At 70.3% G+C, this 25,540-nt stretch carries 23 protein-coding genes and 1 pseudogene; 4 read left to right on the plus strand and 20 right to left on the minus strand.

All coding sequences use genetic code 11. From position 1 onward, the window contains the following. Positions 1 to 5: 5 nt before the first annotated feature. From BTM25_RS26235 to BTM25_RS26280, 10 genes are all read right to left on the minus strand, one after another. Positions 6 to 1,034 carry a branched-chain amino acid ABC transporter permease gene (locus BTM25_RS26235; protein ID WP_103565731.1) on the minus strand — a complete coding sequence of 343 codons (1,029 nt, stop codon included), beginning with the start codon at positions 1,032 to 1,034 and terminating at the stop codon, positions 6 to 8. Then, complete coding sequence (locus BTM25_RS26240; protein WP_103565733.1) at positions 1,031 to 1,912, minus strand: branched-chain amino acid ABC transporter permease; 882 nt, start codon at positions 1,910 to 1,912, stop codon at positions 1,031 to 1,033. The genes BTM25_RS26235 and BTM25_RS26240 overlap by 4 nt, the downstream gene beginning before the upstream one ends. Before the next feature lie 2 nt (positions 1,913 to 1,914). Next, positions 1,915 to 2,652 (minus strand): ABC transporter ATP-binding protein, encoded by a 738-nt coding sequence (locus tag BTM25_RS26245; RefSeq protein ID WP_103565734.1) that lies wholly within the window; start codon positions 2,650 to 2,652, stop codon positions 1,915 to 1,917. Beyond that, entirely contained in the window at positions 2,649 to 3,407 is a 759-nt protein-coding gene (locus BTM25_RS26250) for an ABC transporter ATP-binding protein (protein ID WP_103565736.1), read from the minus strand. Before BTM25_RS26250 ends, BTM25_RS26245 begins: the two co-directional genes overlap by 4 nt. A gap of 37 nt (positions 3,408 to 3,444) precedes the next feature. Next, complete coding sequence (locus BTM25_RS26255) at positions 3,445 to 4,287, minus strand: alpha/beta fold hydrolase (RefSeq protein ID WP_235828675.1); 843 nt, start codon at positions 4,285 to 4,287, stop codon at positions 3,445 to 3,447. A 418-nt stretch (positions 4,288 to 4,705) separates the two neighbouring features. Continuing rightward, positions 4,706 to 5,149 (minus strand): hypothetical protein, encoded by a 444-nt coding sequence (locus BTM25_RS26260; protein ID WP_103565739.1) that lies wholly within the window; start codon positions 5,147 to 5,149, stop codon positions 4,706 to 4,708. A gap of 43 nt (positions 5,150 to 5,192) precedes the next feature. Further along, the gene (gene ligA, locus BTM25_RS26265; protein ID WP_235828676.1) at positions 5,193 to 7,334 is read right to left on the minus strand and encodes an NAD-dependent DNA ligase LigA; all 2,142 of its coding nucleotides are present in this window, start codon (positions 7,332 to 7,334) and stop codon (positions 5,193 to 5,195) included. Between the two features lie 239 nt (positions 7,335 to 7,573). Beyond that, complete coding sequence (locus BTM25_RS26270; protein ID WP_103565742.1) at positions 7,574 to 8,533, minus strand: carbohydrate-binding protein; 960 nt, start codon at positions 8,531 to 8,533, stop codon at positions 7,574 to 7,576. A gap of 620 nt (positions 8,534 to 9,153) precedes the next feature. Further along, positions 9,154 to 9,660: a hypothetical protein gene (locus BTM25_RS26275; protein ID WP_103565743.1), complete on the minus strand. Its 507-nt coding sequence runs from the start codon at positions 9,658 to 9,660 to the stop codon at positions 9,154 to 9,156. 2 nt (positions 9,661 to 9,662) lie between these two features. Continuing rightward, positions 9,663 to 10,124 (minus strand): MarR family winged helix-turn-helix transcriptional regulator, encoded by a 462-nt coding sequence (locus BTM25_RS26280; protein ID WP_205648277.1) that lies wholly within the window; start codon positions 10,122 to 10,124, stop codon positions 9,663 to 9,665. 594 nt (positions 10,125 to 10,718) lie between these two features. Between BTM25_RS26280 and BTM25_RS26285 the strand changes: the two genes are divergently transcribed. After that, complete coding sequence (locus BTM25_RS26285; RefSeq protein ID WP_205648278.1) at positions 10,719 to 12,473, plus strand: putative Ig domain-containing protein; 1,755 nt, start codon at positions 10,719 to 10,721, stop codon at positions 12,471 to 12,473. Positions 12,474 to 12,621: 148 nt separating this feature from the next. Here BTM25_RS26285 and BTM25_RS30080 read toward each other — a convergent pair whose 3' ends face one another. Beyond that, the gene (locus BTM25_RS30080; protein WP_235828678.1) at positions 12,622 to 13,248 is read right to left on the minus strand and encodes a helix-turn-helix transcriptional regulator; all 627 of its coding nucleotides are present in this window, start codon (positions 13,246 to 13,248) and stop codon (positions 12,622 to 12,624) included. Between the two features lie 305 nt (positions 13,249 to 13,553). Continuing rightward, positions 13,554 to 13,715: pseudogene (locus tag BTM25_RS31000) on the minus strand (helix-turn-helix domain-containing protein); the annotation flags it as partial. 556 nt (positions 13,716 to 14,271) lie between these two features. Between BTM25_RS31000 and BTM25_RS26295 the strand changes: the two are divergent. Beyond that, positions 14,272 to 15,108 (plus strand): patatin-like phospholipase family protein, encoded by an 837-nt coding sequence (locus BTM25_RS26295; RefSeq protein WP_235828684.1) that lies wholly within the window; start codon positions 14,272 to 14,274, stop codon positions 15,106 to 15,108. 258 nt (positions 15,109 to 15,366) lie between these two features. Here the strand turns inward: BTM25_RS26295 and BTM25_RS26300 are convergent, their stop codons facing one another. From BTM25_RS26300 to BTM25_RS26310, 3 genes are all read right to left on the minus strand, one after another. Then, on the minus strand, positions 15,367 to 16,974 hold the full coding sequence (locus tag BTM25_RS26300) for a glycoside hydrolase family 27 protein (protein WP_205648281.1): 1,608 nt from the start codon (positions 16,972 to 16,974) through the stop codon (positions 15,367 to 15,369). A 490-nt stretch (positions 16,975 to 17,464) separates the two neighbouring features. Then, positions 17,465 to 19,093 (minus strand): acyl-CoA dehydrogenase family protein, encoded by a 1,629-nt coding sequence (locus tag BTM25_RS26305; RefSeq protein ID WP_103565747.1) that lies wholly within the window; start codon positions 19,091 to 19,093, stop codon positions 17,465 to 17,467. Then, entirely contained in the window at positions 19,090 to 19,689 is a 600-nt protein-coding gene (locus BTM25_RS26310; RefSeq protein WP_103565748.1) for a TetR/AcrR family transcriptional regulator, read from the minus strand. Before BTM25_RS26310 ends, BTM25_RS26305 begins: the two co-directional genes overlap by 4 nt. Before the next feature lie 119 nt (positions 19,690 to 19,808). Between BTM25_RS26310 and BTM25_RS26315 the strand changes: the two genes are divergently transcribed. Both BTM25_RS26315 and BTM25_RS26320 read left to right on the plus strand, forming a co-directional pair. Next, positions 19,809 to 20,450 carry a DUF1707 domain-containing protein gene (locus BTM25_RS26315; RefSeq protein ID WP_103565750.1) on the plus strand — a complete coding sequence of 214 codons (642 nt, stop codon included), beginning with the start codon at positions 19,809 to 19,811 and terminating at the stop codon, positions 20,448 to 20,450. 135 nt (positions 20,451 to 20,585) lie between these two features. Then, positions 20,586 to 21,473 carry an alpha/beta hydrolase family protein gene (locus tag BTM25_RS26320; RefSeq protein ID WP_103565751.1) on the plus strand — a complete coding sequence of 296 codons (888 nt, stop codon included), beginning with the start codon at positions 20,586 to 20,588 and terminating at the stop codon, positions 21,471 to 21,473. A 56-nt stretch (positions 21,474 to 21,529) separates the two neighbouring features. On the opposite strand, the gene BTM25_RS26325 is transcribed toward BTM25_RS26320, so the two are convergent. The 5 genes from BTM25_RS26325 to BTM25_RS26345 form a co-directional block, all read right to left on the minus strand. Next, on the minus strand, positions 21,530 to 21,784 hold the full coding sequence (locus BTM25_RS26325; RefSeq protein WP_103565753.1) for a hypothetical protein: 255 nt from the start codon (positions 21,782 to 21,784) through the stop codon (positions 21,530 to 21,532). Between the two features lie 66 nt (positions 21,785 to 21,850). Then, positions 21,851 to 22,096 carry a hypothetical protein gene (locus tag BTM25_RS26330; protein ID WP_103565754.1) on the minus strand — a complete coding sequence of 82 codons (246 nt, stop codon included), beginning with the start codon at positions 22,094 to 22,096 and terminating at the stop codon, positions 21,851 to 21,853. Positions 22,097 to 22,127: 31 nt separating this feature from the next. After that, entirely contained in the window at positions 22,128 to 22,832 is a 705-nt protein-coding gene (locus tag BTM25_RS26335; RefSeq protein ID WP_103565756.1) for a sirohydrochlorin chelatase, read from the minus strand. Positions 22,833 to 22,843: 11 nt separating this feature from the next. After that, positions 22,844 to 23,554: a phosphoadenylyl-sulfate reductase gene (locus BTM25_RS26340; protein WP_103565757.1), complete on the minus strand. Its 711-nt coding sequence runs from the start codon at positions 23,552 to 23,554 to the stop codon at positions 22,844 to 22,846. A gap of 204 nt (positions 23,555 to 23,758) precedes the next feature. Beyond that, positions 23,759 to 25,411, minus strand: a complete 1,653-nt coding sequence (locus tag BTM25_RS26345; protein WP_103565759.1) for a nitrite/sulfite reductase — start codon at positions 25,409 to 25,411, stop codon at positions 23,759 to 23,761. Positions 25,412 to 25,540: the final 129 nt, after the last annotated feature.

The raw sequence follows: 25,540 nt of genomic DNA on the forward strand, positions 1-25,540 counted from the left end.
GTGGCTCACTTCTTCCGTTGGATCTGCTCGAAGGAACGGCCCGCACGTCCCGCCAGGCCCGCGAGGCCGGTGGGGGCGACGTACATCACCGCGATGATCAGGACGCCGAAGACCACGTTGGGCGCGGCCTCGTTGAGCCCCTGCGCGACGGTCGGGACGTACATCACGAACGCCCCGCCGAGAAGCGGCCCGTACGTCGAGCCGAGCCCGCCGATGACGATCCCGGCGAGCAGCATGATGGACAGGTTGACGGTGAACGAGTCGGGCGAGACGAACGCGATGACCCAGGTGTTCACCGCGCCCGCCGCACCGGCGAACATGGCGCTCCAGGCGAAGGCGAGCGTCTTGTAGTGGGCCGGGCGCACGCCCATGACCTCGGCGGCGGCCTCGTTGTCGCGGACGGCGTGCAGCGCCCGGCCGACCCTCGACCGCAGCAGCGACCGGTTCACCAGCGCGCACGCGGCCGTGACGGCGAGCGCTGCGAAGTACAGCCACTGGTCCTGGGCGAGGCCCGTCCAGGACGGCGCCTCCGGGTGGGCCAGCGTGAGGCCCATCGAGCCGCCGGTGAGCGACCCGAACCGTTTGAGCAGCGGCACCAGGAAGATCGCGATGCTCATCGTGACCAGCGCCAGGTACAGGCCGCGCAGGCGCAGCACCGGGACGCCGAGGGCGAGGCCGACCGCGAACGCCAGCGCCGCGGCGGCCGGCAGGGTCAGGAGGTACGGCACGTCCCAGCGGTCCATCATCACCGCGGCGGTGTAGGAACCGACCGCGAAGAAGCCGCCGTGCCCGAGGGAGATCTGCCCGGTGTGCCCCACCAGGAGGTTGAGCCCGAGCAGCGCCAGCGCGTAGACGAACACCATCGTGAGCTGGAAGACCCGGAACGGGACGAGCTGGAACGGCGCCACGAGCGCCGCCAGCAGGAGCAGGACGGGGACCGTCCGGTGCCGGTGCCGTGCGATCCGGCGGATGCGCGACGGGACGGCCGCCGCCGTCTCCTGCGGGAGGACGGCCTCCCGGTTCGGTGCGCTCATGCCCGTTCCACCGCCGCTCGTCCGAACAGGCCCTGCGGCCGGAACAGCAGCACGACGAGGATCACGGCCAGCGGGACGCCGATCTTCAGGTCGGACCCGATCGCGTGGACGTAGGCCCCGGCGAGCGTCTCGGCGACGCCGACGACGAGCCCGCCGACCACCGCGCCGAGCGGGCTGTCGAAGCCGCCGAGCGTCGCGGCGGCGAACGCGTAGATCAGGACGCCGCCCATCATGTTGGGCTCCAGGAACAGCACCGGCGCGACGAGCACCCCGGAGACCGCGCCGACGAGCGCGGACAGCCCCCAGCCGAGCGCGAGCATCCGGCTCACCCGGACGCCCGACAGCCGGGCCGACTGCGGGTTGCTCGCCACGGCCCGCATCGCCAGCCCGACCTTGGTGTAGCGGAACAGCAGGTAGAGCAGGCCCATGACGCCCGCCACCACGCCGAGCACGCCGAGCGTCGAGTAGCCGACGTCGACGCCGCCGCCGTGCAGCGCGCCGCTCGGGAACGGGCTCGGGAAGTCCTTGATGAGGAACGACCAGATCCAGCCGGCCGCCGCGTTCACCACCAGGAACAGCCCGAGGGTGACGATGACGAGCGTCAGCTCGGGCGCGCCCTCGACCGGCCGGATGAGGACGCGTTCGATGAGCGTCCCGCCCGCGAACGACACCGCCAGCGTGAGGGCGAGCGCGAGCCAGAACGGCACGCCCGCGTGCACGAACTGCCAGGCGACGAAGGTGGAGAACATCGCCAGCTCGCCCTGCGCGAAGTTCACGATGCCGGTGAACTGGTAGATGAGGACGAGGGCCAGGGCCAGGCTCGCGTAGATCGCTCCGGCGCCGAGCCCCTCGACCACCTGCTGCGCGAAGTCCGCCACGGCTACACCCCGATTCCCAGGTAGGCGCGCGCCGTCCGTTCGTCCGCGCGGATCTCCTCGGCGGTGCCCGACAGGACGATCCGCCCGGTCTCCAGGACGTGGGCGCGGTGCGCGAACTCCAGCGTCAGGTGCGCGTTCTGCTCGACCAGCATCACGGTCGTGCGCTTCTCCTCGTTGATGGCCCGGACGATGCGGAACAGGTCGCGGGTGACCAGCGGGGCGAGGCCGAGCGACGGTTCGTCCAGCAGGACCAGCCGGGGCCGCGCCATCAGCGCGCGGCCGATCGCGACCATCTGCTGCTCGCCGCCGCTGAGGCTGCCCGCGGCCTGGCCGCGCCGTTCCTTCAGCACGGGGAAGTAGCCGTAGGTCCGCTCGAGGTCGTCCCGGACGCCGGCGCGGTCCCGCCGCGTGTAGGCGCCCAGGCGCAGGTTCTCCTCGACGGTCAGGGGCGCGAAGGTGCCGCGTCCCTCGGGGACGTGCGCGACGCCCATCCGGGCGACCGCCTCCGGCCTGCGGCGCGGCAGGTCGGCTCCGTCGAACCGCAAGGTGCCTTCGGTGCGGATCATTCCGCACAGCGCGCGCAGCAGGCTGGTCTTCCCGGCGCCGTTGGGACCGAGGATCGCGCAGATCTCCCCTTCGGCGACGGTGAGGCCGACGCCGTGCAGCACCCGGCCCGCGCGGTATCCGGCGCGCAGGTTCTCGACGGTGAGGAACCCCGGCCGCCCCGTCCGCGCGGTCATGCCGAGAGCCCGAGGTAGGCGTCGCGGACGGCCGGGTCGTTCTGTACCTCGTCCGGCGTCCCGTCGGCGATCTTGCGGCCGAACTCCAGGCACACGACGCGGTCGCAGGTGCCCATGACGAAGCCCATGTGGTGTTCGACCACGATCACCGTCAGGTCGTATTCCTCGCGCAAATCGCGCAGCAGGGCGGCGAATTCGTCCACCTCCCCGTGGCTCAGCCCGTTGCAGGGCTCGTCCAGCAGGAGCAGCCGCGGTTTCACGGCCAGCGCGCGGGCCAGCTCGATGCGTTTGAGCGTCCCGAACGGCAGGCCCGTCGCGGGGTACTCGGCGACGTCGGCGAGGTCGAGGCGGCGCAGCAGGGCGTCCGCCTCGGCACGCAGCTTCGACTCCTCCCGGCGCACCGACGGCAGGCGCAGCCCGGCGGAAAGGAAAGTCGCACCTGCGCGCTTGTGCGCACCGACCAGGACGTTGTCGCGGACGGACATCTCGGCGAACAGACCGAGGTTCTGGAACGTCCGCGCGATGCCGAGCGCGGCGATGGAGTGCGGGGCCACCGACAGCAGGTCGACGCCCTCGAAACCGACCGTCCCCTCGTCGGCCTGATAACGCCGGGTGAGGCAGTTGAACAGCGTGGTCTTTCCCGCGCCGTTCGGTCCGATGAGCCCGACCATGTGATGGGCCCGGACGGTGAATCCGACGCCGTCCAGCGCCCTGATTCCCCCGAACCGGACGGTCAGGCCGGAGATGTCTAGCATGGCGAATCCTGACAGCACCGCATGGCGGTTCTCCTTTTCAGCCGGTCACGCGGATGATCCAGGCGATGAGTTCCGCTGTGATCTCGTCGCCGTTGGTCTCGTTGAGCAGGTGGTGCCGCGCGCCCGGGTAGGTGCGGTAGACGATGTCGGTGAGCCCCGCTCGCCGGTACCGCCGCACGAGCAGGTCGGACAGGGTGAGGCCGAGGTTGAGCGGGTCCTGGTCGCCGACCATCACGCACAGCGGGATGCGGGACGCGCCGGTGGCCGGGGCGGCGAGCCGCGGCGCGGCGGCGTACATGTCCTTCAGACCGTCGCCGTCGAGCGATGCGGCGCACAGCGGATCGGCGATGAACGCGTCGACGAAGGCCGCATCACGGCTGAGCCAGTCGAAAGGCGTGCGGACGGGCTGAAAGGGAGCATTGTAAAAGCCGAGGCGATCGGACTCGTGCTCCAGCCGGGCGGCCAGGCCGTCCAGAGCCGTGGTTCCCATCAGCACCGCGCCGGCCAGCAGATCGGCATGGCCGAGCAGCAATTGCTGAACGGCGTAGGAGCCCATGCTGTGACCGATCAGCACGAGGGGCAGGCGCGGATGACGGCGGTGAAGGGTCTCGGCCAGCGCGCGCAGGTCGGAGACCAGGCGATTCCAGCCGTCCACGCCGAGATGGCCGAAACCGTTCTGCGCGGACCTGCCGTGGCCCCTGTGGTCGTGGACATAGAAAGCGTAACCGTGACGGGTCAACTCGGCCGCGAACTCGGAATACAGCCCGCCATGCTCGCCCATGCCGTGCGAGAACTGAACGATGCCGCGCGGTTCACCGCTCGGCAGCCATTCATGAACGTGCAGCCGCAGGCCGTCGGCGCTTGTGAAGTCGAGGGTCACGCAGTCACCCCGCGGCGACGGCTCGCGCCGTGCGCCCTGTCCGGCGAGCGGCACGACCGCCATGCGAATGGCCGAAAGTAATTGTCTGGAGGACCTGAGTGACAAAAACCAGACTTCTGTTCATCGATAGCCGAAAAATTGCGACCCACGCACTGCTCCTCGCGCTCGCCATCGCCGACCACAACGGTAAGCACGACACTCGACGCGGACAATGCCAGCCTGAACAACGAATCCCGGGACGTTGTCAACCGGTGATAATGCAACTCGGCACGGGAAAGCGGCCTTTGCCGGTCGCCATCTCCAGCCCGCCGCGTGCGGCCCGCCACAGATCGGCACGCACATCGCCCGCCCCGCGGCCCGACGCTCGGCGTCCCCGGCAAGGTGCTCTACCTGGTCCGCAAGTCCCTGTACCTTTCGGTCAAGACCTCCGCAGTGACCTGGGGCGAGATGCGGAAACAGATCGACCGCGCCCCCCGTCATCGCCCGCGCGGTGCTGGAGCTCGCCACGGAGAAGATGTCCGGGGGCTGCGGGCTCGACTACGACTGCGGACCTCATGCCGTCGGGGCGCCGATCGTCGAACCGGGCGAACTCAAAGCCTCCCGCCCCGGCAACGAACATGACGGGTTCGGGGTCGTCCAGGTTTCGGGTGACGGCGTCGCCGAGCCCTGCCGCGAGACGCTGGGCCTCGCGCAGCCGGTCGCGCGTCACCCGTTCCCGTGTCTTCAGCGTGGACTGCAGCGGGCCGAGCTTGAACCCGATCGACCCCTTCCGGCGGTCGGTCAACTGAATGCCGTTGCATTCGGCCGTCGCCTGGATCGTGCGCTGGGACCAGTACACGTACGTGCCGATGCCCTCGTTCACCTGTGCCGCCTCAGCCCATTGGTCTGGTGGTGCAACCCGGGCATTACAGCAGGCCGGTGAGGCGTTCGGCGAACGCGGCGGGGGAGAGGACCTCGATGCCGAGCTGCTCGGCTTTGGCCTTCTTGGACCCGGCTTTCTCGCCTGCCACCAGGACGCTGGTCCTGGCCGACACCGAGGACGACGCGCGTCCGCCCGCCCGCTCGATCAGCTCGTTCATCTGGTTGCGCGACAGGTCGGCCAACAGGCCGGTCATCGCGCCGGTGACCACCACGGTCAGGCCCGCGAGCGGCAGACCGCCGCCACCATCGGCCGGCGCGGGGTCCGACTCACCGGGCGACTCGGTTTCGGCGGCGGCGCGCTCGGCCGGAGCAGTGGCGCCGGGCTCGGCCATGTTCACACCGGCCGCGATCAGCTTGTCGATCAGCGGGCCGAGTTCGGCGAGTTCGGCGACGATCACCGGGGCCTTCTCCGGTCCGATGCCCTCGACGTCCTGAAACGTGGCGGCGTCGGCGACGCGAATGTTGTCCATGGTGGCGAAGTGGCGGGCGATGCGCCGCGACATCGCCCGGCCGGTGCCGCGGACGCCGAGTGCGGCGAACACCTTGCCGAGCGGCTTGGTCTTGGCCGCCTCGATGGCGTTCAGCAGGTTGTCGGCGCTGGTGGCGCCCATGCGGTCCAGGTCCAGCAGCGGCTCGCGGGTGAGAGTGAACAGGTCGGCGAAGTCGGTGACCAGGCTCGCGGCGACGAGCTGGTCGATGATCTTCTCGCCGAGGCCCTCGATGTCGAGCTGGTCGCGGCCCACCGCGTACCGGATCGAGGTCACCGCCGTGCACGCCCGGCCGCGCACGCACCGCCACCGCTTCTGCGACGTGTCGATCGCATCCCCGCAATGCGGGCACACCCCGGGGATGGCGATCGGGGTCTCGGCGCCGGTGCGCAGGTGCGCGACGGGAGCTTCGACCCGTGGGATGACGTCGCCGGCGCGGTAGACCGTCACCTTGTCGCCGAGCAGCAGTCCGCGCCGTTCGATGTCACCGGCGTTGTGCAGGGTGGCGTAGGTGATGACCACGCCGTCCACTTCGACCGGTTCCAGCACCGCGCGCGGCGCGATGATCCCGGTCCGGCCCACGTTCCACTCCACCGCCAGCAGCGTGGTGATCTTCTCCACGGCGGGCAGCTTGTAGGCGACCGCCCACCGCGGCGCCCGCGACGACACTCCCGCGTCGGCTTGGTCGGCGGCCAGATCCGCTTTGACCACGACGCCGTCGATCCCGAACTCCAGCTCTGGGCGCAGTGCCGCGATCGCCTCGACCCGCTGCACGAGCGGCTCGACCGTGCCGCACACCGCCGGGGCGCCCGCGATCGCGGCCGGGGTCTGCACGCCCCACCCGGCGGCCAGCTCCATGACCTGGCTGTGCGGCAGCTCCCGCAGCCGCGCCGCCAGCGCGGGCTCGGTCCCGGCGCCCCACCCAGAACCGCCGGGCAGGGGAAGAGCGCCGTACCCGAAGAACGTCATCTCCACGGCGTAGGCACGGTCTTTGGCGCGCAGGGAACCGGCGGCGGCGCTGCGCGGATTGGCGAACGGGACACCGCCCGCCTGGGCACGCGAAGCGGTCGCCGCCTCGAATTGCGCCCGGGTCATCAGCACTTCCCCGCGGATTTCCACCGTGACCGGCTCGCCGAGCCGCTCGGGCAGCCCGGCGACGGCACCGATGTTGTGGCTGACGTCCTCCCCGGCAACGCCGTCGCCGCGGGTGACCAGCTGTACTAGCCGGCCCTGGCGGTACCGGGCGGAGATCGCCAGGCCGTCCAGCTTGGGCTCCACACTCCACTGCGCGACCGGCCGCCCGATCCGCCGCTCCAGACCCGCGACCCACGCTGCCAAGCCATCGGCGTGGAACACGTTGTCCAGGCTCAGCATGGCCACCGTGTGCGGCACATCCCCGACCACCGCCCCACCGGCGACCTTCCCGGTCGGAGAATCCGGCAGCACCTGATCAGGGTGAGCACTCTCGTAGGCGGCGATCCCGCGCACCAGCCGGTCGAAGGCGTCGTCATCGAGCGCCGACGTCCCTGTGCCGTAGTACGCCGCCGAGGCGGAGACGGCGGTCTGCACGGCAGCGGCGTACGCGACCTCATCAGCGATCCCGGCAACTACCGGATCCATGCCCGAAGTCCTGGTCATGGCGCCATTGTCACGCCCACCACCGACAGTTCACCCCGGACACCGCGCAGGCGCTGACCCTGACGGCGCCAGTCGGCATTGACCTCGACGGCGGCGACGCGTGCGGGGTGGCCGTCGAGGTGCTCGGCAGGGTGCCAGGTGGCGGTTCTTCCGGGGATTCGGGCCGAGGTGATTTGGTAGCCGGGTGAACAGGCCCGGGAACGATTCGTAATTAGGGTGGGCGCGGGCCGGTGAGTGTTTCAGCGGTTGGTCGCGGTCCAGTCGTTGTTGGGGGATACGACGGCGAAGTTCAGTGTCGGGCAGTTGTACGAGGAGCCGGCCGGGGGGCGGGAGGACAGCGGGGCGTTGGCCGCCGTGGCCGGGGTCCATTTGCCGGCGTAGATCTGGATGTCGCTGCTTTCGATGGTGGTGTTGCGGGTGGCGTCGCAGAAGTAGCCGTGGCCGGTGGAGGGGTTGGTGTTCGACCAGATCTCGTAGGTGTTCCAGCCGAACGAATAGTTGGTCTTGTCGGTTCCGGACTGGCTCCAGAAGGTGTCCCAGGACTGGGTCTTGTAGTTGTACAGGTACACGGTCCAGGTGTTGCGCGCGGTGTTCGAGCGCACCTGGCTCATGGTGTAGGCGGGCCGGCTGTTGACGGTGGTGGTGTAGGTGGCGCGGAAGGCGGCGTCCATGCGGACGGTCTTTGCCGCTCCGGGCTGCCCGCACCAGTCCCAGGCCCACAGGACCGCTCCCGCGCCGTGGTAGGCGGTCGTGAGTTCGATGCAGGAATGGCCGGTCGACTTGGCGGTGGGAGCGTAGAGGAAGTCGCCGCCGCCGATGGGCTTGTCGGGAAGGATGCTCTGCGTCGCCATCATGCCGTTCGACGCGTTGACCGGCGGGTAGGCGCCCCAGTCCCGGTGGAGCACGGCCTGCGCGCTGACGCGTCCTTGTCGCTGCGCGGTGGCGCGCTCTTGCGCGAACTTCTTTCCCGCCGCGCCTGCGAGCTTGACGGCGTTCTTGCCGGTGGCGCCCGGGACGCTGCCGGTGACGGCGGCCCAGGCGCCGAGGCGGTGGTCGCCGCTGGCGGGGCGGGGGAGCATTGTGCCGTGCGGCGCCGGGGCCGCGGACGCGTCCGCCACCCCCGCGCCCAGCAGCGGATGCAGCAGCGGGGCGCAGATGAAACTCGTCCAGCGAACGGTCTTTGTCCAGTGCGGAATCATCGAACCTCCAGACGCCCCGCGACGGCGGCAGATGCACGGGCTCTTGCCGCCGGGCAAGCACCGGGTGTGCGCTGCGCACGCAGTGGGAAAACGGAATTGCGGGATGGTGTTCGGGAGTATGTATTCGACATCTGAACTAAACAAGGGAGCAGGGCGGATTGAGCGCAACACGAGTCCGGGGCGGCGCGGCTCTCAAGTCGAGTGACAACCTCGCGGCGTGCCGACAAAGAAGCTCGCAGGCGTTTCAAGTTTTCGGCGGCTGTCGGCTGTAATCGGCGGCGGACCCGTCCGTCTATTAAGAGGGGCCCTTCCGCGCGGAAGAAGCCAGGTCTCGTTCATGACGGCGTTTAGGGATTGCGTGACGGTGCAGGAGCGCACCGCCGCAGTGGTCGCCGTTCGAGGCGCAGCGGTGGGAGCGGGAGACGTTCGGTGGGTTGCCAGATCGGCACGATGTCCGGTTCGAGGTCGGGCCGCTCGACCGGTTGCGGCTCATCGTGGCGCGCGTTGACGGGCTGGAGCCGGTTCGTGGGACGGACGCCCGTCCTCTCCGGCTGCAGCCAGGTCGGCGCGGGTTCAGGAGGAGCCAGCCGCCGTCGACGTGCAGGGGCTGGCACCGGTTGCTATGACGCCGCGTCGCCGGGGTGTCCGGTGGAGTGTCTGTCGAGTTTACGGAAGGCGGCGAATCCGAAGGACGCCGTTGTGGCGGTGAGGATCATCCGAACGACGTTGAGGATGTTCCATTCCCATGCGGCGGTGTTCAGGTTTCCGGGGTGGGAGAGCGCGTCGGAGCCGAACATGTGCGGGATGACCGTCGAGACGATGAGGGCGTTGAGCGCGGCGAGGAGCACGGCGGCGATTCCGGCCCGCCGGTAGTCGGGGGCGAGTGCGGGGTCCTGGTTGCGCCACCACAGGAACCAGAGGAGCACGAGCGGGAGGATCGTGAGCGGGACGAAGTAGAGGGTCGGGCCGGTCGTCGAGAAGAACGCGTTGATGCGGCGGAACTGGTCGGGGCTGTCGTTGACCCAGTTCGGCGAGAAGACGACGGCCTCGTAGAGGTTGCCGAACAGCCAGTAGGCGAGCCCGATGACGGCGGTCAGGGTCAGCCGTCGCTGCAGTGCTGGGCGCATGGTCACTCCTTGGTCGGTGGCCGGCCGGCCAGCTTGGTCAGCAGCCGGTGGAAGACGTCGCGTTCGCCGGCCGTGAGCGGGGAGAAGAACTCGTCGGTGACGCGCTGGTTGACGGCCTCGATCGCCTGCACGCGCCGTCGCCCCTCGGGGAGGAGATGGACTTCCAGCGCGCGGCGGTCGGTGGGGTGCGGCGACCGCTGGACGAGACCCATGCCTTCCAGGTCCCGCAGGATGCCGACCATGGCCGGTTTGAACACGCCGAGGCGCTCACTGAGCCGCGACTGGGGCATGGGGCCGCCGGTCAGGAGCGTCAGCACGCCGACGTGATGGGCGTTGAGGCCCTCGGCCGCGAGCGCTGCGCCGTACCGCTCGCCCGCCTGGGCCGAGACCCACGCCAGCAGGAAGCCCGTCGATCCACCGAGCCGGTCCGGCGGCCCGCCCTCGCCCATTTCGTTATAGTTCATAACGTTATTGACGTTAACGGAACCGGATCGGGACGTCAAAGCCTCCGGACCCGCCCGACGCGTTCCGCAGGCACGACCGGTGACCGCGCCCGCGACACCGTCCTCGATGGTCGGCCGCCTCCCCGCCGCCCGGCCGATGCCGGGCAGCACCAGGTTCGGCGACCCGGATCGCCCGCCGGCCGACGGAAGTAAAGGCGCTAGCGGGCGCTGCTCCCGCTCCGAGGGCCACCCGCGCAAGGGCGGAACTCAGGCACGCATGCTCTGCCGAGAACACGGCGGCTCCTCCGCGGGAGGCATCGGCGAGTCGGTGCGCAGAGCACAAGGAATATTTTCGCTGGAACGGCAATTTTGCGCATGGTTTTCCCCTGTGGGAGCCAGCCTTTTCAGCCAAGCGGACGACGCCTCTTCGGAGAATCCTGCATTGCGCGGAGCGCGCTGATTGTCGTATTGCCGACGTTGTCGTTTTCCGCCGGTGCGCGGGCGAGGGCGGTGCATTTACGGTGCAGCGGTCACCCCCGGCCGTCGATTGCCTTCCGCGCAGATCCAGCGCGGGCGGCCCGAAAGGGTCGACGGTCCCCCCGCGAGAGGACAGTCATGAAGTCCACGTCAGTACCACGCAAGATGGGTGCGACCGGCTTGGCGGCGATAGTCGTCGCGAGCCTGGCGTTCCTGTCGCCCGTGGCCCGTGCGGGCACACCCGCCGTCGAACAAGCCGCGTGCGCGACCGTGCAGAAAGGACATGCCAACTGCTGGGCCGAAAGGCTGACCAGCGTGCAAGGCGTGCGAGGCGTGCAGCCCGCGGCGCCGTCGGGTAAGAGCTCCGCTGATATCCAGTCGGCCTACGGTCTGCCCAGCGGTGGCAGCGGCATGACCGTCGCGATCGTCGACGCCTACGACGACCCGAACGCGGAATCGGACCTGGCCACCTACCGCAAGCAATACGGGCTGCCGGCCTGCACCACCGCCAACGGCTGCTTCCGCAAAGTGGACCAGCGCGGCGGAACCTCCTACCCCAGAGGCGACGCGGGATGGTCGGAGGAAATCACCCTCGACCTCGACGCGGTGTCGGCGGCATGCCCGAACTGCAAGATCTTGCTCGTGGAGGCGAACGACAACAACGACCCGAATATGTACGCCGCAGATGACCAGGCGGTGAAGCTCGGCGCCAAACTGGTGTCGAACTCCTGGAGTTCACCCGAAGACTCCAGCCAGAGCCAGTACGAGAGTCACTGGAAGGTGCCGGGCGTGCTGTTCGCGTTCGCGACCGGTGACAACGGCTACAACGGCGGCACACAGTACCCGGCCTCCTCGACGTCCACCCTGGCCGTCGGCGGGACGACACTCAGATCCGACTCCAGTACCCGGGGCTGGTCGGAATCGGTGTGGAGCGGCGCGGGCTCGGGCTGCTCGGCTTACCGCACACAGTCTTCCTGGCAGGCCAAGGTCGGCACCGGATGCGCGCGCAAGGCCAACTCCGATGTGTCGGCCGACGCCGACCCGCAAAGCGGCCTGGCCATCTATGACACCTACTCCGCGCCGGGCTGGCAGCAGTACGGCGGGACGAGCCTGGCCACACCGCTGATCACCGCCATGTACGCGCTCGCCGGCACCCCGGGCGCCAACGACAACCCGGCCTCCTACCCCTACGCCCACACCGGCCAGCTCAACGACGTGACCACCGGCACCAACGGCACCTGCGGGGCACCGATGTGCGCCGCCCGCGCCGGATGGGACGGTCCCACCGGCCTGGGCACGCCCAAGGGCGTCGGGGCGTTCACACCCGGCGGCGTCACTCCGCCGCCCGGTGACCTGCGCGTCGCCAACCCCGGTGACCAGAGCAGCACGGTCGGCAAAGCCATCACCCCCGTCAAGGATTCGGTCACCGGAGGCACCGCGCCCTACACCTGGACGGCCTCCGGCCTGCCCGGCGGGCTGCGCATCGACTCCTCGACCGGTGAGATCAGCGGTACCCCCACCACGGCCGGCACTTTCACCGTCACCGTGACCGCCAAGGACAACGTCGGCAAGACCGGATCGGTGACCTTCACCTGGACCGTCAAGGGCGGCGGGGGCGGGGGCGGCACCGTCACCGTGACCAAGCCCCTCGGACAGTTCGGCTTCACCGGCTACACGGTGTTCCCCCTGCAGATACAGGCCACCGACAGCAACGGTGAAGACCTGTCCTTCACCGCGACCGGCCTTCCGCCCGGCGTGCGGATCAGTACTAGCGGATTGTTGTCGGGCACCCCGACCACCGTCGGTACCTACGCCGTGACCGTCAAGGCCACTGACACCGACGGAAACTTCGGGACGACCACCTTCAGCTACCAGATCTACAAGGGCGCCTAAAGCCCCGCGGGACCCCCGCACTCAGCGTGGGGCAGCGTTGTTCTGCGCTGCCCCACGCGAGTAGTAGTACGAAGCCATCCCGCTTTCTGTCGACAGGGGGGCGGCTATCCAATCTACCGTTCTTGCAGCGCCGGCGCTGGCAGATGTGCTAAAGCGCTATTTTTTTAGGCTGGTTCATCAGTGTCTGGAGGCTCGCGGCCAGGCTCGGGGATGAGCCGGGCGTGTCGATCGGCGGTTGCGTCGGCAGCCATCCACGCTGAATGGCCTGGACTCCCGCCTGGAACCGTGTGGAGGCGTTCAACAGGCGCAGGATCTCTGCGATGCGGCGCTGGACCGTGCGTTCGGTGATTCCGAGCGCGCGGGCGATGGTCCGGTCTTTGGCGCCGCTGGCCAGCAATCGCAAGATCGCCAGGTCGCGTGACGTCGGCTGGTTCCGGGCTCCGCCGGACGTACCGTCGCCGCCGGGCGCGTGCGCGGCCGCGGTGCCGAGCGGGGTGGCCCGCTCCCACAGTGCTTCGAAAGCCAGGAGCAGCGCGTCCAACAGCGGTGACGGACGGATCAGCAACCGGGTCGCGGCGTCGTCGCTGGTGAAGCTGGTCGGGATGACGGCGTACTCCCGGTCGGCGATGAGCATCTTCATCCGGACGTCGGGAAGGGAACGTGCCTGCTCTCCCACGGCGAGGTACTGGTCGAGGAGTTCCATCCCTCCCGGCTCGACCAGCGCCGGTGTGTGGTAGATCGTCCGGTAGCTGACGCCGCGGGCCAACGCCTGCATTTCATTGGTGTTGAGCGCCCGTTCCAGGTAGGCGGGCTGTCGATGATCAGAACTTCCGTGCGGGCGCCGAGTTCCAGGATGCCCAGCGCTTGCCGTACGGCGTCCGCCCCGTCCAGGACTTCGATCAGTTCCGCCGGCCCCGCGTGGTGGTGGGCTGGGGAGCGCACGGTCAGTTCCCGGGCGCGGACGCGTAGTTCGTCGAGTTGGTGATGATGCTGCAGTACCAGCGCATCAAGGGCGACCTGGGGCGGTGCGGCGATCCACCGGGCTGGGCGGCCGTTCAACCGGTTGGACAAGCCGGCGGCCGTCAGATGGTCCAGCGCAGTGCGTACGCGCGGCTCCCCGATGCCCAGCGCTTCGGCGATCTGCGGCACCTTCTGCTGGGTGTGTGAAAGCAAGTGCAGGTAGACATCGCTTTCCACCGGTCCCAGGCCGACGGGCTGCAGGAGGTGAGTGATAGGCGGCACCGTGCCTCCGGTCAAAATTGCTTCCAGCGGGCGGGAAGAAGGGAAACAGAAGGACGGTCAGCGGCATGGTGTCGTCAGTCGTGACGGGCGGCCGGTGCGCGACGCGCGCGGCAGTCGCCGCAAAAGGACCGGTGGCCGTCGAAACGGTCGGCGTCGGTGGGTTCCAGCCGTTCCGAGGGCTCGCGTCACGTTCATCCTCAACCTGTCATCTCATCGTTCCGCTGCCATGCGATGCGTCATCGTTGGTGACTGGTATCGCTTCGGGCGATTACACCGATCTGTTGCGGTAGTCCATGGCAGGCGTGCCGACTCCGCCAAACCGGGCCGGTGGCGCCAGGTGCGGATACCGGCGGGCCTGATCAGGGTCGCCGCCGTCGGGGACGTTTCGCGGCGGGTAGGCGGGTGCAGGTGGGGTGAGCGCTGGTCGTGGGCGGCGATGGGGGCATCGCCGCGCCCCGGGGAGGGGATTGCGGCGGACCGGTCGGCGCATCCGCTGCTCATCCCGTCCGTCGTCCACCGGGACGGGCGGCGACGGCATCTCGGGGAGGGGAGGGACGTGGACGTGAGGCGGGCGTTGGTTATCGGCGGCGGTGGCGGGGTCGCGGCGCCGTGGGAGGCGGGTCTGGTCGAGGGATTGCGCCGTGCCGGAGTGGATCTCGGCGCGGCCGACGTGTTCGTCGGGACGGGTTGGGGCTCGCAGGTGGCCGCCTGCCTCGCCTCGGGCGTCGATCTGAACGCGGTGATCAAGGACGTCACCGCGGCCTCCGACCGGCTGGGCTGCCCCAGCGCCGATTTCGCCCGGCTGACGGAAGTGGTCACCGCCCTGTCCGACACGTCGATCCCGGGCCGGGAGCGGCGGCGGCGCGTCGGGCGGGTCGCTCGCCGCGCGACGACGCGGGAGAGGGCGTTCCGGCTGGATCCGATCACCGATTGCCTGCCCGTGCGGGACTGGCCCGACCGTCCGCTGGTCCTCATGGCCGTGGACGCCGACACCGGCGAGCGGGTCGCCTGGCGGCGCGGTGGGACGGCGACGCTGCCGCAGGCCGTCCGCGCGTCGGCGAGCTGGCCGAGCGAGCACCCGCCCACCGAGATCGACGGGCACGCCTACATCGACGGCGACACCTACTCCACCACCAACGCCGACCTGGCCGCCGGCTGCGACCGCGTCGTGGTCATGATGCCGCTCCGCCATCTCGTCCCGGCCGACAGACTGGAACGGGAGATCGACCGCCTCGGTGACGCCGAGGTCACCGTGATCGGCCCGGACCCCCCGACGGTCGAGCTGTTCTCCATGGCCCTTTTCGAATCCACCGCCCCCCGGGCCGCCTACGAGGCGGGCATTCGGCAAGCCGCCGACCAAGCCGCCGGGGTCGCCGCCGCGTGGAACGGCTGACCCGCGCGGTTTCGCGCCGGTCCCGGACGGGCGCACATGAGCGCTTCCGTCTACTCGACCACCGACGCCGACCTGGCCGCTGGCGCGGAACGCGTCATGATCCTTGTGTCGAGAGGGAACGTGCGCGAGCTGCTGGACGTCCTGAAACGGGCTAACGTCCCCGAGCACTGCCCAGCAGGCCGGGTGGTAGATCGCGGGGCTGGTGCCGGGCCGTGGAGCGGTTCTCGCCTCCGCGGCCCGGCGGCTCCAGCGCGTTGATCAGCCCAAAGACCATTTCTGGTTGGCGCCCTGGTTGCAGGTGTAGAGCTCCAGCAGCGTCCCGTTGCGGTTACCTGCGGGTTGGTCGCCGCCGGTCACGTCGAGGCACAGCCCGGACTGTGCGCCGGTAATGGTGCCATCGGGGTTGAAGCGCCATTTCTGGTTTGCGCCGCCGTGGCAGTCCCACACGAGAACAGTGGTGCCGGACCGGGTGCCGGGAGCGTCCAGGCATTGCGTGCCGCCGGACAGGCGCAGCTCGCCGGCGGTGGTGAAGGTGGTCGCCTGCCGGCCGCCGCTGCAGTCCGAGATGACGACCTTCGTGCCCGTAGTGCCGTCCCCGGCGTCCAGGCACCGGTTGGAGGAGGCGCCGACCAGCGGACGGGCGGTGCCGACGGTGCTGCCGCTACCGACCGAGACGCGGTACATGACCGTGCCGTGCGCGGGCACGGTGGCGCTGATCGCGCCCGTGGAGCTGGAGACGGCCTTGGTCCACACGTTGAACAGCTTGTAGGAAGGCGCCGATGGCAGCCCGGTCGCGGCCGCGGTGGTCGCGACCGTTACGGCGGTGGTGTTCTCGTTGGTGAGCGTGACCGAGCGGTCGCCGTTGGCCAGTTGCTTGATCATCACCACCTTGCCGTCCGAGCGTGAGATCACCTGCCCCTGCCGTCCCAGCCGGTCCTGGTCGACGGCGATGACGTCGGTGTTCTTCAAGATCGCGAGGGCGGCCGGGGTCGCGGTGCGCAGGTCGCTGCCGATGAGCAGCGGCGCGGCCATCTGCGCCCAGAGGCTGAAGTGGGTGCGGTACTCGGTGTCGGTCATGCCGCCATTGCCGACTTCGAGCATGTCGGGGTCGTTCCAGGCGCCGGGCTTGGCGTAGGACGCGAGCGGCTGGTTCTGGTGCGCGATGGAGATCATGCTGGACCAGCTATCGCCGATGTCGCCGGTGGTACGCCAGGAGTGCCCTACTCCTGCGGCCCACGTCCAGGGCTTGCTCTCGCCCCAGTCGCAGATGCTGTAGAAGATCGGCCGCCCGGTCGCCTTCAGCGCCTTACCCATGGCCCTGTACCGCTTTTGCGCGTCGACACCCTGGTTGTTGCAGTTGTCGTACTTGAGGTAGTCGACGCCCCACGAGGCCCACAGTTGAGCGTCCTTCTGCTCGTACCCGAGACCACCGGGAAAGCCCTGGCTGTCGCAGGTCTTGGTGCCGGCGCTGGAATAGAGGCCGAACTTCAGGCCCTTGGAGTGGACATAGTCGGCGAGCGCTTTGATTCCGTGGGGAAAGCGCACCGGGTCGGCTTGAAGGTTGCCCGCGTTATCGCGCTTGGGCAGCGCCCAGCAGTCATCGAGGTTGACGTACTGATACCCGGCGTCCTTCAGCCTCCCAGAGACCATCAGGTCGGCGATTTCCTTGATCATGGCTTCGTTGAACTGCCTGCCGCACCAGGTCGCATTCCAATTGTTGAACCCCATCTGAGGGGTCTGCGCCAGACTGTCACCCGGCGCCAGGGTCGGCGCGGCGGCTGACGTGCGGGGCGGCTCGGCGGCCTTGGCCGAGGCCATCGTGGCCGGTGTGGGCGTGACGAACGCCGTCAGCGCGCCGATGATCAACGCGCCGCATGATGCTGTGACGCGGCCGGTGAGCCCTCGCTTTGGATGAAACATTCACGACTCCGGGGGGTGGGGATGTGAGGTCGAACTCGAGGAACGGCGCGCCGTTTCAAGGGCCGTTCAGTGCCATCCCAGAGCTGGAGGGCCAGTAGGTGCCGGACGGTCAGTCCTGTGCGGGCGAGGTGGAACGGCCTTTGGTGTGCTTGGGCATGTGTAGTCCTTCTGAGGGGTGAACCATCGTGAAGGTTGAGACTGCGGTCCGGCCGCCGGATTAAAGCCCGCGCGGGATTTTTCTTCCGGTGCCGGAACGGCGGGCGGGGGAGACGGCCGGGCGTATCGGCGAGCGGAAGGTTGTTACCCGGACGCGGGCAGATGCGATGAGCGCGCGTGGAGATCGCATTGCCCGGTGTTCTCAGGCGGGGCGGTCTCGGTGCTCCTGATCACCCGGCCCGTCCGGCGCGGGTCTTTGTGCGAGCCCTGAGGTTGCGGTTCAGGCGATCTTGGGGGTGGCTCGTTCGATGATCGGGGCGAGGTCCAGGCCCGGCGGGAGAGTGCCGTAGGCGTGGCCCCAGTCGCCGCCTAGGCGGGTCGAGCAGAAGGCGTCCGCTACTGCTGGGTGGCCGTGTCTGACCAGCAAGGATGCCTGGAGAACGAGGGCGAACCGCTCGGCGATGCGGCGGGCGCGGAGCTCCGCGGTGGCGACGTCGGTGAGGGAGTCCTTGGCCTGCCGGATGGCGGTGTCGAGGTGTGCGTTGGACCCGCTGGCGAGCTCCACCTCGGTGAAGAACGCTTCGACGGTCTGGGGATCTTTCACCATGGCTCTGAGGAGATCGAGAGCGGCTACGTTTCCCGAGCCCTCCCAAATACCGTTGAGAGGGCTTTCGCGGAAGAGGCGGGGCATTCCGGAGTCTTCCACGTAGCCATTGCCGCCCAGGCACTCCAAAGACTCGGCCGTGTGGGACGGCCAGCGTTTGCAGACCCAGTATTTTCCGACGGCGAGAGCCAGCCGTTTGAAGGCGTCCTCGCGGGTGTCGCCGCGGACGGCGCGGTCGGCGGCGCCGGCCAGGCGGGTCATCAGGACGGTCGCCGCCTCGGACTCGATCGCCAGGTCCGCCAGGACGTTCCGCATCAGCGGCTGGTCGATGAGGTAGGAGCCGAACGCCTTGCGGTGCGCGGCGTGGTGGGCGGCGGTGATGAGGCCCTGGCGCATTCCGGCGGCGGCGCCGATCACGCAGTCCAGGCGGGTCATGTTGACCATTTCGATGATGGTCCGGACGCCGCGTCCCTCATCGCCCACGCGCCATGCCGTCGCGTTCTCGTATTCGATTTCGGACGAGGCGTTGGAGCGGTTGCCCAGCTTGTCCTTCAGGCGCATGAGGCGAAGGGGGTTCGGGGTGCCGTCGGGCAGGACGCGCGGGACGAGAAAGCACGTCAGTCCGCCCGGCGCCTGCGCCAGTGTCAGGAACACGTCGCACATCGGGGCGCTGGTGAACCATTTGTGGCCCACCAGGCGGTACGTTCCGTCGTCCGTTGGGGTCGCGGTGGTCGTGTTGGCGCGGACGTCCGAACCGCCCTGCTTCTCTGTCATCGACATCCCGGCCAGGAGGCCGCGCTTGCCGAGCGGAGCGCGCAGCCCGAAGTCGTAAACAGGCTCGGTCAGCAGCGGTTCGTAGAGCGCGGACAGTTCGGGGGCCTGGCGCAGCGCGGGCACGGCCGCGTACGTCATCGACACCGGACAGCCGTGGCCCGCGTCGACCCGCCAGGCGAAGAACTTCGCGGCGCGGGCGACGTGCGCGCCCGGACGGCCGTCCGCCCACGGCGCGCCGTGCAGGCCGCGGGTGACGGCCACGTTCATCAGTTCGTGCCACGCCGGGTGGAACTCGACCGTGTCGGTGCGGTGGCCGTAGCGGTCGTGCGTGCGCAGGACGGGCGGGTGCTCGTTCGCCAGCCGTCCCCACTCCTGCGCCTGCTCGGTGCCCGCGAGGACGCCCAGCTCGTGGACCTCGCCGGCGGCCCAGCCCGCGCCCTCGCGCTCCAGCCCGGCCAGCAGCGCCGGGTCGTCGGCGAGGTCGTGGCCGACGAGCGGGGGGACCTGGTTGAACACGGTGTGCGTCGTCACGGTCGTACTCCCAGCGATCGGTGGGCGAAGGCGATGAGGGACGGGACGGTCCCGGGCGCGATCGAGCCGGCCGCCAGCGGCGCGACCAGCGCCTCCCCGATGGCCCCGACGAGGGCGGTCGCCGAAAGTGCCGCGTCCTGCTCGGGCAGCTCGCCGGCGGCGATCCCGGCGGCGACGAAACGGGTGAAGACGGCGGCGTAGGCGCGGCGGAACACCAGGCGCTCGGCCTCGACGGCCGGGTCGACGGGCTCGGCGAGCAGCGCGTACGCCAGCCGGGGGTTGCGCAGCGCGCGGCCGGCGAACGTCTCGATGACGGCGGCGGTGCGCGCGGCGGCGGTGGTCTCCAGTTCGGCGGCGCGGGCGACGGCGTCGACCTCGCGCTGCGAGGCCGTCCGGAACACCTCCGCCATGAGGTCGGCCTTGGCGGGGAAGTGCCGGTAGACGCTGCCGGTCGCCATGCCCGCGCGCTCGGCGACCGCGCCGACCGAGCAGCCCCGGTAGCCGTGCTCGGCGACGAGTTCGAGCGCGGCGGCGACGACGCGGTCCCGGGACGCGCTGAGCCGCGCCTGCACGCCGGGCGTCCTCCGATAGGGCACGGGAAGGATTGAACCTCAGTTCATTCTTTCCGGCAACCCCGGCATCCTCCCTAGGGCGCGGCCCCATCTCGTCCGCGCGGCGGATTGCCCGGCGTCCGCGGGGGCATACCTTCGGAATCATGAGCACGCCCACCCCGCAGCACGGCCCGGTCCCCTCGCGCGACGGGACGGCGCCGGTCCGCGCGTCCGGCGCCGAGCGCGCGGCCGTCGTGGAGCGGCTCCGCGTCGCGTCGGTCGAGGGGCGGCTGACCTTCCAGGAGCTGACCGACCGCACGGCCGCGGCCTACGCGGCGCGCACGCGCGGTGAGCTGGAAGGCGTCACCGGCGACCTGCCCGCGCTCGGCGCGCCCGGCGCCGCGCCCGCGCCCCGCCAGGTGGTGCGGCGGTTCACCGCGATCATGGGCGACTGCGACGCGCGGCCCGCCGGGCGCATCGACCAGGACCTTGAAGCCCTGGCCGTCCTCGGCGACGTCGTGCTCGACCTGCGCGCCGCGCAGGTGCCGAGCGGCGAGGTCGCGGTCAGCGCGACGGCCGTCCTCGGCGACGTGCGGATCATCGTTCCGGACGGCGTGCGCGTCGAGATGACCGGCCGCGCCGTCCTCGGGGACCGGCGGGTGCTCGTCGGCGACCAGGAGCCGGACCGCCGCCTGCCGGTGGTGCGGGTGCGCGCGAACTCCATCCTCGGCGACGTGCGGATCGTCGCGGGGGACCGGCAGGACGCGCGGCGCCGTCCGGTGTCGGAGCCCCGCGCCGCCGACTGACGGCCACTTGTATCATCCGCTGCTGCCAAATCAGCGTTGCTGATCTGTATCCGGCGTCGTATCGGGCCCTCCCCGGGTGCGGTCATGATGGCCTCCCACGAGTACAAGTAAGTACTTATGAGAGGAACCGCCCCCATGCCCTCCTGGAGCCACGCGCGCCCGAAGACCGCCCTGACGGCGGTCGCCGCGTTCGCCGCGCTGACGTCCGTCACCGCCGTCACGAGCCCGGCGCACGCCGACAGCAACCCCTTCCAGCGCGGTCCCGCGCCCACCGAGGCGAGCGTGAGCGCGCAGAAGGGCCCGTTCGCGACCGCGCAGGTCAACGTCCCCGCCGGCAGCGGCGACGGCTTCAACGACGGGACGATCTACTACCCGACCGACACGAGCCAGGGCACGTTCGGCGCGATCGCCGTGATGCCGGGCTTCCTGTCCCCGCAGGACTGGATCCGCTGGTACGGGCCGCTGCTGGCGTCCCAGGGCTTCGTCGTGATGACGCTCGACAGCAAGGGCTTCGTCGACTCGCCGAGCTCCCGCGGCGACCAGTTGCTCGCCGCGCTGGACTACCTGACGACCAAGAGCAAGGTCGTGGACCGCATCGACACGAGCCGCCTCGGCGTCGTCGGCTGGTCGATGGGCGGCGGCGGCGCGCTGGAGTCGTCCTACGACCGGCCGTCGCTGAAGGCCGACGTCGCGCTCGCGCCCTGGCACGTCGGCCTGGAGCAGAGCAAGATCACCGTCCCCAGCATGATCATCGCGGACGACGGCGACTGGCTGGCGCCGACCGGCTCGTTCGCCAAGCCGTTCTACAACGGCATTCCCGACACCACGAACAAGGCGCTCATCGAGCTGAAGAACGCCAACCACTTCACGTTCACGGGCTACAACAAGAACATCGCCAAGTACGCGGTGTCGTGGCTGAAGCGGTTCGTGGACAACGACAACCGCTACGACCAGTTCCTCTGCCCGAAGCCGGCGACGAACAACGAGATCTCCCAGTCCGAGGCGACCTGCCCGCTGCACTGATCCCCGCCGACGGCGGTGCCGCCCGGGCGGCACCGCCGTCGCCGGTCAGGCGCCGGTCAGCGCGCGTTGCGGGCCGTGCGGGCGCCGAGCCAGGCGGCGTACAGGGCCGTCCCGGCCAGGCCGGCGCGGCGCGTCCGCCGGGCGGTCAGCGCGAGGCCGAGCGCGATCTCCGTCGCGCCGTTGCGCTGGATCCAGGCCCGCGTGTTCTCCGGGAAGGCGATCCGGGTGACGGGCGCGAACGCCCGCGGCGCCGCGAAGTGGGCGGCGCCGGTGGCGGCCAGGACGAGTCCGGCGGTGCGCAGAAGGGCCATGACGTGGTTCCTTTCGGGAGGGCGGACCGACGCTAGCCCCGCATTGGACGATCGGTCAATACCGGCTCAGCGCGAGTCGTCGTCCCGTTCGGCGCGCTCCACGCCCTCCTCATCGGGCCGCAGCGAGGCCCGCCAGTCGTCGCGCGCGTCCGCCCACTCGGTCTCCACGCCGGGCACGCCGGTCCCGCTGGTGCCGGGCGTCCCCGCGCCGGGCACCGTCCGGCCGCGCCAGTCCGACCCCCGGGTGACGGGGGCGTAGCACTCGTCGTCGGTCTCCCGGGGCGCGTGCCCGGGGTCGTCGCGTTCGCTCATGGGCGGGCGCCTACCCGCTCCGGCACGTCCGTCACACGGCCCGCGCGGGCGCCGCCTGCGCCCGTGCCGCCGCGTACCGGGCGACGATCAGCTCCGCGATCTCCGGGGCCGCGCCGAGGACGGGCGACACCGCGTCCGCGCCCGCCTCCCGCCGCACCCGGTCGGCGAAGTGTCCTGGTGCGAGGAAGCACGACGCCACCGCCACGCGCCGCGCGCCGGACGCCCGCAGCGCCGCCACCGCCGCGTCCGGCCGGATCCCGGTCCCCGACGCGAACGCCGCGACGGCCGTGCGTCCCGGCCACCCCCGGGCCAATGCGCGGACGGACGCGTTCGCCGCCGGATCCCGCGATCCCGCCACGGCCAGCACGACCGGAACGTCCGGATCGTCCGCGCCCGCCTCGGCCAGCCGCCGCTCCAGTGCCGCGAGGATCAGCGGGTCGGGACCGAGCGTCGCGGCCACCCGGACCCGCAGCCGGGGACGCCGCACCCGCGCCAGCACGCCCGGAATGTCGGTCTTGCTGTGGTAGGCGGCCGTCAGCAGCAGCGGCACGACCACCGCCGACTCCGCGCCGCCGTCCGCCAGCCCCGCCAGCACCCGCTCGGGCGCGGGCGGCGCGTGGTCCAGGAACGACCCGTGGACGGGCACGTCCGGACGCAACGCGCGCACCGCGTCCAGCAGGTCCGCCACGGTGGCGGCGGCACGCGGGTCACGGCTCCCGTGCGCCACCGCCACCATCGGGGGGACGGTCAGAGATGGATGCCGCACTCGGTCTTGCCCATTCCGGCCCACCGGCCGCTGCGCGGGTCCTCGCCGGGCGCGACGCGGCTCGTGCAGGGCTCGCAGCCGATCGACGGGAAGCCGTCGTAGTGCAGCGGGTTCACGAGGACGCCGTTGTCGGACATGTAGTTGTCCATGTCGTCCTGCGTCCAGCCGAGGATCGGGTTGACCTTCACCATGCCGCGCTTGCGGTCCCACTCGACCACGCGGCGGTCGCGGCGGCTGGCCGTCTCGTCCCGCCGGATGCCGCTGAACCACGCCATGTAGCCCTCCAGCGCGCGGCCGAGCGGCTCGACCTTGCGCAGGTGGCAGCACAGGTCGGGGTTGCGGCCGTACAGGCGCGGACCGAGCGCGGCCTCCTGCTCGGCGACCGTCCGGGACGGGGTCACGTTGATGACGTTCACGGGGTACACGGCCTCGACGGCGTCGCGCGTACCGATCGTCTCGGCGAAGTGGTAGCCGGTGTCCACGAACAGGACGTCGATACCCGGCTTCACCTTGGACACGAGATGGATGAGCGCGGCGTCCGACATCGAGGACGTCAGGCAGATGCGGTCGCCGAACGTCGCGGACGCCCAGCGGATCACCTCGAGCGCGGGCGCGCCCTCCAGGGCGCTCGCCGCGGACTCGACGATGTCCTCCAGATCGAGGGTGGGTCTGTCGATCTCCAGCACGGTCACCGGGGATCCTCCTTCACAGGCTGGGGCGCTCCAACACCGAGGAACGAGAGACGGAAGGAACGGACACAGTCTCGGCACGACCACGTCCCCTCCGCCTCCAGCGGGACGAGGTTCTCGTCGCCGCAGTAGGGGCAGTAGAAGGGAGCGGCACGCTCACTCATGAGATCTCCCTTCGTTCGCCGGGGCGGGAGCGCCCCGGCACGGTCACTTCAGGTCGGCGTCGTCGGCCCGCCGCACCCACGCGGCGAACGACTCCCCGTCCGCGCGCTGGGCGTCGTAGCTGCGGACGACCCGCTCGACGTAGTCGGTCAGCCCGTCGGACGTCGTCTTCAGCCCGCGGACCTTCTTGCCGAACGTCGCGCCGAGCTGACCGCCGAGGTGGACCTGGAAGCCCTCCACCTGGTCGCCGTTGTCGTCCACGACGAGCTGGCCCTTCAGGCCGATGTCGGCGACCTGGATGCGGGCGCAGGCGTTCGGACAGCCGTTGACGTTGATGGACAGCGGCTGGTCGAACTCGGGGAGGCGCTTCTCCAGCTCGTCCATCAGGTCCATCGCGCGCTGCTTGGTCTCGACGATCGCGAGCTTGCAGTACTCGATGCCGGTGCAGGCCATCGTGTTGCGGCGGAACGTGGACGGGTTCACCTGGAGGTCGTGCTCGGCGAGCGCGGCGGCGAGCGGCGCGGTGTTCTCCTCGGGCACGTCGAGGATCACCATCTTCTGCTCGGCCGTCGTGCGCACCCGTCCCGACCCGTAGCGCCGGGCCAGGTCGGCGATCGCGCCGAGCAGCTCGCCGTTGACGCGGCCGACGCGCGGCGCGAAGCCGACGTAGAAGTTCCCGTCCTTCTGCGGCCGGACCCCGACGTGGTCGCGGTTGGGCAGCGGCGCGGCGGGCTCGGGACCGTCCGGCAGGGCGTACCCGAGGTACTCCTTCTCCAGCACCTCGCGGAACTTCTCCGCGCCCCAGTCCGCCATCAGGAACTTGATGCGGGCGCGGTGCCGCAGCCGCCGGTACCCGTAGTCCCGGAAGATCGAGATGACGCCCTTCCACACCTCGTGGACCTGCTCGGGCCGGACGAACACCCCGAGGCTCTTGGCGAACATCGGGTTGGTCGACAGGCCGCCGCCGACGAACGCCTGGTAGCCCGTGTTGCCCTCGGCGTCGACCACGCCGACGAAGGCCACGTCGTTGATCTCGTGGACCGTGCAGTGCGCCGTGCAGCCGCTCACGGCCGTCTTGAACTTCCGCGGCAGGTTGGAAAATTCCTTCGAGCCGATGTAGCGGTCGTAGATCTCGCGGACCTGCGGGCCGCCGTCGATCACCTCGTCCGCCGCGATCCCGGCCAGCGGGCACCCGATGATGACGCGGGGCGTGTCACCGCACGCCTCCATCGTGCCGAGGCCGACCGCCTCCAGCGCGTCCCAGATCGCCGGGACGTCCTCGATCCGGATCCAGTGGTACTGGATGTTCTGCCGGTCGGTGATGTCGGCGGTGCCCCGCGCGTACTTCACCGAGATGTCGGCGAGCGTCCGGAGCTGCGCGCTGTCGAGCTGGCCCCCGTCGATGCGGACGCGCAGCATGAAGTAGCGGTCGTCGAGCTCCTCGTCCTCCAGCGCGCCCGTCTTGCCGCCGTCGATGCCCGGCTTGCGCTGCGTGTAGAGCCCGAACCAGCGGAACCTTCCCCGCAGGTCGGCGGGGTCGATCGAGTCGAAGCCGGCCTTGGAGTAGACGTCGAGGATCCGGCGGCGGACGTTCAGCCCGTCGTCGTTCTTCTTGTTCTCTTCGTTCTTGTTGAGGGGTTCGCGGTAGCCGAGGGCCCACTGGCCCTCGCCTCGCTTGCGCTTGGTCGCAGGTGGCACGGCGCGCGTCCTAATCCAGGTGGAGGACGCGTAGCGCACGGCGGCTCTCTGACAGCCGGCTCGACGCTGAGCAGGGTGGTGTCATGGGTGACGCCGATGCGCCACGCGCCCGCGAGTCAACGATGGGGG

This window comes from Actinomadura rubteroloni (assembly GCF_002911665.1).
In the GTDB taxonomy this organism is placed as follows: Bacteria; Actinomycetota; Actinomycetes; order Streptosporangiales; family Streptosporangiaceae; genus Spirillospora; species Spirillospora rubteroloni.

Bases quoted from the DNA above. Each gene is read 5' to 3' on its own strand.
- BTM25_RS26235 (WP_103565731.1), bottom strand. From the start codon at position 1,034: ATGAGCGCACCGAACCGGGAGGCCGTCCTCCCGCAGGAGACGGCGGCG.
- BTM25_RS26245 (WP_103565734.1), bottom strand. From the start codon at position 2,652: ATGACCGCGCGGACGGGGCGGCCGGGGTTCCTCACCGTCGAGAACCTG.
- BTM25_RS26250 (WP_103565736.1), bottom strand. From the start codon at position 3,407: ATGCTAGACATCTCCGGCCTGACCGTCCGGTTCGGGGGAATCAGGGCG.
- ligA (WP_235828676.1), bottom strand. From the start codon at position 7,334: ATGACCAGGACTTCGGGCATGGATCCGGTAGTTGCCGGGATCGCTGAT.
- BTM25_RS26270 (WP_103565742.1), bottom strand. From the start codon at position 8,533: ATGATTCCGCACTGGACAAAGACCGTTCGCTGGACGAGTTTCATCTGC.
- BTM25_RS26275 (WP_103565743.1), bottom strand. From the start codon at position 9,660: ATGCGCCCAGCACTGCAGCGACGGCTGACCCTGACCGCCGTCATCGGG.
- BTM25_RS26280 (WP_205648277.1), bottom strand. From the start codon at position 10,124: ATGAACTATAACGAAATGGGCGAGGGCGGGCCGCCGGACCGGCTCGGT.
- BTM25_RS26285 (WP_205648278.1), top strand. From the start codon at position 10,719: ATGAAGTCCACGTCAGTACCACGCAAGATGGGTGCGACCGGCTTGGCG.
- BTM25_RS30080 (WP_235828678.1), bottom strand. From the start codon at position 13,248: ATGCAGGCGTTGGCCCGCGGCGTCAGCTACCGGACGATCTACCACACA.
- BTM25_RS26315 (WP_103565750.1), top strand. From the start codon at position 19,809: ATGAGCACGCCCACCCCGCAGCACGGCCCGGTCCCCTCGCGCGACGGG.
- BTM25_RS26320 (WP_103565751.1), top strand. From the start codon at position 20,586: ATGCCCTCCTGGAGCCACGCGCGCCCGAAGACCGCCCTGACGGCGGTC.
- BTM25_RS26325 (WP_103565753.1), bottom strand. From the start codon at position 21,784: ATGGCCCTTCTGCGCACCGCCGGACTCGTCCTGGCCGCCACCGGCGCC.
- BTM25_RS26330 (WP_103565754.1), bottom strand. From the start codon at position 22,096: ATGAGCGAACGCGACGACCCCGGGCACGCGCCCCGGGAGACCGACGAC.
- BTM25_RS26335 (WP_103565756.1), bottom strand. From the start codon at position 22,832: ATGGTGGCGGTGGCGCACGGGAGCCGTGACCCGCGTGCCGCCGCCACC.